This window comes from Streptomyces beigongshangae, assembly GCF_019710745.1.
Classification (GTDB): Bacteria; Actinomycetota; Actinomycetes; order Streptomycetales; family Streptomycetaceae; genus Streptomyces; species Streptomyces beigongshangae.
In genome coordinates, this window is record NZ_JAHKJW010000056.1 from 41,565 (window position 1) to 49,218 (window position 7,654).

Consider the following 7,654-nt stretch of genomic DNA (forward strand, 5'->3'; position numbering starts at 1 on the left):
TCCGCGTCCGAGCCCTCGACGCCCGAGGAACTTCCGTGCCCTTCGCACGCCCCGCCCGCCCTGCCGCCCTGCTCCTGTGCGCGGCCCTCCTGCTGACCGGCTGCGGAGCGGCCGACCCGCCCGGCGCGGACACCGGAGCCGCCGTCACCCTGGACAACTGCGGGCACACCGTACGGGTGGAGTCCCCGCCACGCCGGGCCGTCGCCCTCAACCAGGGCTCCGCCGAGATCATGCTCTCGCTGGGCCTGGCCGACCGCATGGCCGGCACCGCCACCTGGACCGACCCCGTGCCGAAGGCTCTGGAGAAGGCCAACGCGAAGGTGGAGCGGCTCGCCGACAACGCCCCCTCCTTCGAACGGGTCCTGGACGCCGACCCCGACTTCGTCGCCGCCTCGTTCGAGTCCGTGCTCGGCAAGGGAGGCGTCGCCACCCGGGAGCAGTTCGAGAAACTCGGCGTGCCCGCGTACGTCGCGCCCTCGGACTGCGTGGGCAAGGACAACACCGGCGACGGCGACGGCGCCCGCAGTGAGCCGCTCGGCATCGACGCCGTCCACGACGAGATACGCGATCTGGCCGAGGTGTTCGGCGTCGAGGAGCGGGGCGAGGAATTCGTCGCCGAACTGGAGCGGCGCATGGCGAGGGCCACCTCCGGCGCCGACGCCACGGACGTCTCCCTCCTGTACTGGTTCGCCAACGCCGAGTCGCCCTACATGGCGGGCTGCTGCGGGTCCCCCGGCATCATGACCCGGGCGCTGGGCGCGAGGAACGTCTTCGACGACACCCGCCAGGAATGGCCCCAGATCAACTGGGAGACGGTGGCCGACCGTGACCCCGACGTCCTCGTCATCGGCGATCTGACCCGCAAGTCGCAGACCGCCGAGTCCGCGGAGAGGAAGATCGAGTTCCTGGAGTCCGACCCGGTCACCAGGAACATGACCGCCGTCAGGGAGAAGCGGTACGTCCGGCTCAGCGGGCAGGCCCTGAACCCGACCATCCGCACCGTCGACGGCGTCGAGCAAGTGGCGGCGGCCCTGCGGGAGTTCGGGCTCGCGGGGTGACACGACCGGGTGTGTGGCCGCTCTGCGCGGCCGGTGCGGCCCTGCTCGTCGCGTCCGTCGCCGTCGCGATCACCATCGGCCCCGCGGACATCCGGGTCGGGGACGTCTGGTCCGTGGTCGCCTCCCACCTCGGCTGGGGGAGCAGCGGACTGAGCCCCGTCCGGGACGGCATCGTCTGGGAGCTGCGCCTGCCGCGCACCCTGCTGGCCGCCGTCTGCGGCGCCGGACTCGCCGTGTGCGGCGCGGTGATGCAGTCCCTGCTGCGCAACCCGCTCGCCGACCCGTTCGTCCTCGGCGTGTCCTCGGGCGCCTCGACCGGCGCCGTCGTCGTGGTGGTCCTCGGGGCGGGCGGCGGCCTGGTGTCCGTCTCCGCGGGCGCGTTCCTCGGCGCGCTGCTCTCCTTCGGGCTCGTCCTGCTGCTCAGCCACACCCTCGGCGGCACGACGGACCAGGTGGTGCTCAGCGGAGTCGCCGCGATGCAGCTCTTCTCCGCGCTCACCTCCTTCGTCGTCCTGACCGCGGCCGACGCCGAGACCACCCGCGGTGTGCTGTTCTGGCTGCTCGGCTCGCTGGGCGGGACCGGCTGGACCGACGTCCGGATCTGCCTCGCGGTGCTGGCCGTCGCGCTGGCGGTCTGCCTGGCGCACGCGCGCACGCTCGACGCCTTCGCCTTCGGCCAGGACGCCGCCGCCACCCTCGGGGTGTCCGTGGCCCGCACGCGGCTGGTGCTGCTGTGCGCCACGGCCCTCCTGACCGCCGCCCTCGTCAGCTCGGCGGGCGCCATCGGCTTCGTCGGCCTCGTCCTGCCGCACGCCGCGCGGGCGCTGGTCGGCTCCGGCCACGCCCGGCTGCTGCCGGTCGCCGCCCTCGCCGGCGCGGTGTTCCTGGTCTGGGTGGACACCCTGGCCCGTACCGTCCTCGATCCCCAGGAGGTGCCCGTCGGCGTGGTCACCTCGCTCATCGGCGTACCGGTGTTCGTGCTGGTGCTGTACCGGACACGGAGGGCGCGATGACGGCCGCGCGCGCGACCGGCGCCCGCGGCGGCGCACACACCCACGCCGGGCGCGGCGGCGCGCACGCGGATGCCGGGCGCGGTGCCTCGCACACGGACGCCGGGCCGGCCGAAGGGCTGCGGGCCCGGCATGTCACCCGCACCGCCGACGGGCGCGTCATCCTGGACGGCGTCACCCTCAGCCCCGCCCCCGGCACCACCGTCGGCCTTCTCGGCCCGAACGGCTCCGGCAAGTCCACCCTCCTGCGCCTGCTCTCCGGCGTCCTCGCCCCGGCCTCGGGCGTCGTCACCCTCGACGGCCGGCCGCTCGCCGCGCTGGGCCGCCGTGACATCGCCCGCCGGGTCGCGGTGGTCGAGCAGCAGGCGGACACCCAGGCGGAGATGAGCGTCCTGGAGGTCGTGCGCCTGGGCCGCACCCCGCACCGGCGCGCCTGGTCGCCCCCGTCCGGGGCCGACGAGGAGGCCGTGCGCGAGGCCCTGGCGCGCACCGGTCTCGCCGACCGCGCCCACCAGTCCTGGCACACCCTGTCCGGCGGCGAGCGCCAGCGCGTCCAGATCGCCCGCGCCCTCGCCCAGGAACCCCGCGAACTGCTCCTGGACGAACCGACCAACCACCTCGACATCCAGCACCAGCTCGACCTGCTGGCCCTCGTCGCCTCGCTCCCGGTCACCAGCGTCGTCGCCCTGCACGACCTGAACCTCGCTGCGATGTTCTGCGACCGGCTCCTCGTCCTGCGCGAAGGACGCACGGTGGCCTGCGGGACCCCGGGCGACGTCCTCACCGAGGACCTCATCGCCGGGGTGTACGGCGTCCGGGCCGCCGTCACCCGCGACGCCGACGGCCGGCCGCACGTCCGCTTCCTGGGCACCCTGGGCCGGCCGGCGCCCCAGGAATCCGCTGACGCGCGTCCGGAATGACGTCGGGATCCCCGCGCACGGCGTCCCGTCCGCCTACGCTCGGCCCGTGCTGCGTATCACCGACGCCCGGACAGGCGCCTCCGCCACCGCCACCCCCGCCCGCCGGGGCCTGACCCGCGTCCAGGCCCATGTGCCGCGCCCCGACACCACCGGCCTGCGCGTGCTCCTCGTCGCCGACGTCCTCGTACGGGCCCTGGAGATCGGCGGGACACCCGTCTGGACCGTCCTCACCGGCACGGACCGACGCGCCGAACTCCGCGCCAGGGCCACGGCGCTCGGCATCCGCCCCTTCGAGCCCTTCGAGCCCTTCGAGGACGGACGGGAGAGCGGCCCGGACGGCCCGGGCCCGGACGCCCCCGGCCTGGGCGAGGCGCAGGTGCTGCACGTACTGGCCCCGGCGGAGGACGGCCACACGGACGGCCACACGGCCGGCCACACGGCCGGGCACACGGCCGGCGCCGCGGCCGGTGCCGCGCCACCGGCCGCGGCGGCCGGCGGTCTGTGCCTGGAGGTCGCCCCGGCCCGCCTCGACAGCGGTGCGGCGGACGACGAGGAGAGCGCCACGGCCCTGCGTTACGCCCTGCTCGCCCGCCCCCGCCGGGAACCCCTGCGGCTCGGCGCGGCCGACCTCGCCGAGGCGGAGCGGCGGGTGAAGCACTGGCGCAGCGCGGTNCGCCTCGACAGCGGTGCGGCGGACGACGAGGAGAGCGCCACGGCCCTGCGTTACGCCCTGCTCGCCCGCCCCCGCCGGGAACCCCTGCGGCTCGGCGCGGCCGACCTCGCCGAGGCGGAGCGGCGGGTGAAGCACTGGCGCAGCGCGGTCGCCGCCTGGGCCACCCGGCCCTCCGGCCCCATCCCCGACCCCGTACGGGACCGGCTGCGCGCCGCCTGGGAGGACGACCTGGACGTGCCCGCCGTGCTCGCCGTGCTGCGCGGGGTGGAGACCTCGGGGACCGTTCCGGACGGGGCCCGCTTCGAGACGTACGCCTATGCGGACCGGCTCCTCGGGCTCGGACTCACCCAGGACGTCGGCCGCGGGGCTCCGGCGTGATCGCGCGCGCCGGAGCGGGCCCGCTGCGCCGGCTCGCCGTCCTGCGGCACGCCAAGTCCGCCTGGCCGGACGGCGTCCCCGACCACCGGCGGCCCCTCGCGCCGCGCGGGCGCCGGGACGCCCCGGCCGCCGGCCGTGCCCTCGCCGCGGCCGACTGCCTGCCGGACCTCGCGCTCTGCTCCACCGCCGTCCGCGCCCGGCAGACCTGGGAGCTGACCGCCGCCGAGTGGGGCACGCCCCCGCCGGTACGGCACGACGCGCGGCTGTACGCGGCGGAGGTGCCCGAGCTGCTCGACGTGGTGCGCGAGGTGCCCGCGGAGGTCGGGACCCTGCTGCTCGTCGGGCACAACCCCGGCCTGGAGGAACTGGTCCTGGCGCTGGCCGGGGACGGCCTCGGCGACGCGCTGGAGGACGTCCGCAGGAAGTTCCCCACCTCGGCCGTCGCCGTCCTCGCCTGGCACGGCAGCGCCTGGGCCGCGCTCGGCCCCGGCGCGGCCCTGCTCACGGACATGATCGTGCCGCGGGGCCCCAAGGGCTCCGGGTGACGCTCGCGGTCGCGGTGACCGGTGGTCGTGCGCACGCGCGCGGCACGCATACGCTGGTCCGATGCAGGACGAGTACCGCACCGTGGCCCGCGCAGGCGTGCACGAGACCGAGATCGGCCACTCGCGCTTCCGCTGCGCGCTGGCACCGGCGGCCACCGAGCGGGAGGCGCGGGACTTCGTCGCGGCCGTCCGCAAGGAGCACGCGGACGCGACGCACAACTGCTTCGCGTACGTCATCGGCGCCGACGCCGCCGTGCAGAAGGCGAGCGACGACGGCGAACCGGGCGGCACCGCGGGCCTCCCGATGCTCCAGATGCTGCTGCGGCGCGACATGCGGTACGTCGCCGCCGTCGTCACCCGCTACTACGGAGGCGTCAAACTCGGCGCGGGAGGACTCATCCGCGCCTACGGCGGCGTGGTCGGGGAGACGCTGGACGCCCTCGGCACGCGCACCCGCAGGCGCCTGAGGCTCGCGACCGTGACCGTCGACCACCAGCGGGCGGGCAGGCTGCAGAACGACCTGCGGTCGACCGGCCGCGACGTGCGCGACGTGCGCTACGGGGAGGCCGTCACCCTGGAGATCGCCCTGCCCGACGCCGATGTGGCCCACTTCCGGAGCTGGTTGGCCGACAGCACGGCGGGGACGGCGGGGTTCGAACCGGGCGGAGAGGCGTACGGGGACGCATAGGCCGCGGACCGGGGCGATACGGGAGCAGCCGCCCGTGGTGTCCGACCCAGCCGTTAGTCTCGGGGATCATGAGGCTCCTGCACACTTCCGACTGGCACCTGGGCCGGGCGTTCCACCGGGTCGACATGCTCGGCGCCCAGGCCGAGTTCATCGGCCACCTCGTCACCACCGTGCGCGAGCGCGGCGTGGACGCGGTGGTCGTGTCGGGCGACGTGTACGACCGGGCCGTGCCCCCGCTGGCCGCGGTCCGGCTCTTCGACGACGCGCTGCACCGCCTGGCCGGCCTCGGCGTCCCCACCGTGATGATCTCCGGCAACCACGACTCGGCGCGCCGGCTCGGTGTCGGCGCCGGGCTCATCGACCGCGCGGGCATCCACCTGCGCACCGAGCCGGCGGCCTGCGGCACACCGGTGCTGCTGCGCGACGCCTTCGGGGACGTGGCCTTCTACGGACTGCCGTATCTCGAACCGGCGCTGGTGAAGGACGAGTTCGGGGTGGAGAAGGCGGGCCACGAGAGCGTGCTCGCCGCCGCCATGGACCGGGTGCGGGCCGACCTCGCCACCCGCGCGCCGGGCACCCGTTCCGTCGTCCTCGCCCACGCCTTCGTCACGGGCGGCGAGGCCAGCGACAGCGAGCGGGACATCACGGTGGGCGGTGTCGCGTCCGTCCCCGCCGGTGTCTTCGACGGGGTCGACTACGTCGCGCTCGGCCATCTCCACGGCAGCCAGGCCATCACCGCGCGCGTGCGGTACTCGGGGTCGCCGCTGCCGTACTCCTTCTCCGAGGCGGACCACCGCAAGAGCATGTGGCTGGTCGACCTCGGGGCGGACGGTTCGGTCGGGGCCGAGCGCGTCGACTGCCCCGTACCGCGCGCACTGGCCCGTATCCGGGGGGAGTTGGCGCAGTTGCTCGCCGATCCGGGGCTGGCGCGCCACGAGGAGGCGTGGGTCGAGGCCACCCTCACCGACCCGGTGCGCCCCGCCGACCCCATGGCACGCCTCACCGTGCGGTTCCCGCACACGCTCAGCCTCGTCTTCGCCCCGGAGCGGGCACCGGACGACCCGGACGTCTCGTACGCGCGGCGGCTCGCGGGCCGCGGCGACCAGCAGATCGCGGAGGACTTCGTGGCCCATGTGCGCGGCGCCGGACCCGACGAGCGCGAACAGGCGGTGCTGCGGGACGCGTTCGACACGGTCCGCGCCGACGACACGGTCCGGGAGGTCGCCAGGTGACCCCGCCGTACGCCCCGGACGGCCGGGAAGGCCCCGCCCAGCCGCAGGACCTCGTCCAGCCGCAGGGCCTCGTCCAGCCGCAAGGTCCCCTCCACGGGCCGGACTTCGAGGAGGGCCGATGAGGCTGCACCGGTTGCGCATCACCGCCTTCGGGCCGTTCGGCGGTGCCCAGGAGGTCGACTTCGACGACCTGTCGGCCGCGGGGCTCTTCCTGCTGCACGGGCCGACCGGCGCCGGAAAGACCTCCGTCCTGGACGCCGTCTGCTTCGCGCTCTACGGCTCCGTGCCGGGCGCCCGGCAGGGCGGTTCGCTGCGCAGCGACCACGCGCCCGCGGCCACCCGCACCGAGGTCGCGCTCGAACTCACCGTGGCCGGACGCCGTCTGGAGGTCACCCGGCAGCCGCCCTTCGAGCGCCCCAAGCGGCGCGGCACGGGCACCACGACGGAGAAGGCGCAGAGCTGGCTGCGCGAGTACCACGCGCCGGGCGCCTCCTGGAAGGACCTCAGCCGCTCCCACCAGGAGATCGGCGAGGAGATCACCCAGCTCCTCGGGATGAGCCGCGAACAGTTCTGCCAGGTCGTGCTGTTGCCCCAGGGCGACTTCGCGCGCTTCCTGCGGGCCGACGCCGAGGCCCGCGGCAGACTCCTCGGCCGCCTCTTCGACACCCGGCGCTTCACCGCCGTCGAGCAGCGGCTGGCCGAGCGCAGACGCACGGCCGAGACGCGGGTGCGCGCCGGGGACGCCGAACTGCTCGCCGACGCCCACCGGATGCACCAGGCGGCCGGCGACCTCGTCGAACTGCCGCTGCCCGACCTCGAACCGGGCGACCCGGGGCTCGCCGGGGCCGTGCTGGAGTGGGCGGCGGTCGCCAGGAGCACGGCCCGCGAGACCCTCACGATCGCCCACCGCGCCCAGGAAGCCACCGAGTCGGCACGGGCCGCCGCGGACCGCGTACTGGAGGACGTGCGCGAAGTGGCCCGCCTCCAGCACCGGTTCGCCGAGGCGCGGGAGCGGGCCGCCCGGCTGGAGGAGCGCGCCGGGACCCGCGAGGCGGACCGGGAGCGCATGGAGCGCGCCCGCAGGGCCGAGGCCGTGGCGCCCGCACTCGGGCTGCGCGAGGCGGCCGGCACCGAGCACCGGCGGGCGGCC

General features: G+C 75.8%; 8 protein-coding genes. All 8 read left to right on the forward strand.

What is annotated here, in order from left to right:
* Positions 1-35: 35 nt before the first annotated feature.
* Positions 36-1,058, forward strand: a complete 1,023-nt coding sequence (locus tag KM933_RS31490; RefSeq protein ID WP_221358573.1) for an ABC transporter substrate-binding protein — start codon at positions 36-38, stop codon at positions 1,056-1,058.
* Positions 1,055-2,071: a FecCD family ABC transporter permease gene (locus KM933_RS31495; RefSeq protein ID WP_221358575.1), complete on the forward strand. Its 1,017-nt coding sequence runs from the start codon at positions 1,055-1,057 to the stop codon at positions 2,069-2,071. Before KM933_RS31490 ends, KM933_RS31495 begins: the two co-directional genes overlap by 4 nt.
* Positions 2,068-2,988, forward strand: coding sequence for an ABC transporter ATP-binding protein (locus KM933_RS31500; protein WP_221358577.1), 921 nt, complete (start codon positions 2,068-2,070; stop codon positions 2,986-2,988). Before KM933_RS31495 ends, KM933_RS31500 begins: the two co-directional genes overlap by 4 nt.
* 1,047 nt (positions 2,989-4,035) lie before the next feature.
* Positions 4,036-4,584 (forward strand): SixA phosphatase family protein, encoded by a 549-nt coding sequence (locus KM933_RS31505; protein WP_221358579.1) that lies wholly within the window; start codon positions 4,036-4,038, stop codon positions 4,582-4,584.
* Positions 4,585-4,645: 61 nt separating this feature from the next.
* Positions 4,646-5,272 (forward strand): YigZ family protein, encoded by a 627-nt coding sequence (locus tag KM933_RS31510; protein ID WP_221358581.1) that lies wholly within the window; start codon positions 4,646-4,648, stop codon positions 5,270-5,272.
* Between the two features lie 68 nt (positions 5,273-5,340).
* A complete protein-coding gene (locus tag KM933_RS31515) occupies positions 5,341-6,504 on the forward strand; it encodes an exonuclease SbcCD subunit D (RefSeq protein ID WP_221358583.1) in 1,164 nt (387 codons plus the stop codon).
* On the forward strand, positions 6,501-6,626 hold the full coding sequence (locus tag KM933_RS39855; RefSeq protein ID WP_260334433.1) for a hypothetical protein: 126 nt from the start codon (positions 6,501-6,503) through the stop codon (positions 6,624-6,626). The genes KM933_RS31515 and KM933_RS39855 overlap by 4 nt, the downstream gene beginning before the upstream one ends.
* The coding region (locus tag KM933_RS31520) for an AAA family ATPase (RefSeq protein WP_221358585.1) at positions 6,623-7,654 on the forward strand (1,032 nt) is incomplete at its 3' end. The genes KM933_RS39855 and KM933_RS31520, both read left to right, overlap by 4 nt.

Bases quoted from the DNA above. Each gene is read 5' to 3' on its own strand.
- KM933_RS31500 (WP_221358577.1), top strand. From the start codon at position 2,068: ATGACGGCCGCGCGCGCGACCGGCGCCCGCGGCGGCGCACACACCCAC.
- KM933_RS31515 (WP_221358583.1), top strand. From the start codon at position 5,341: ATGAGGCTCCTGCACACTTCCGACTGGCACCTGGGCCGGGCGTTCCAC.
- KM933_RS31510 (WP_221358581.1), top strand. From the start codon at position 4,646: ATGCAGGACGAGTACCGCACCGTGGCCCGCGCAGGCGTGCACGAGACC.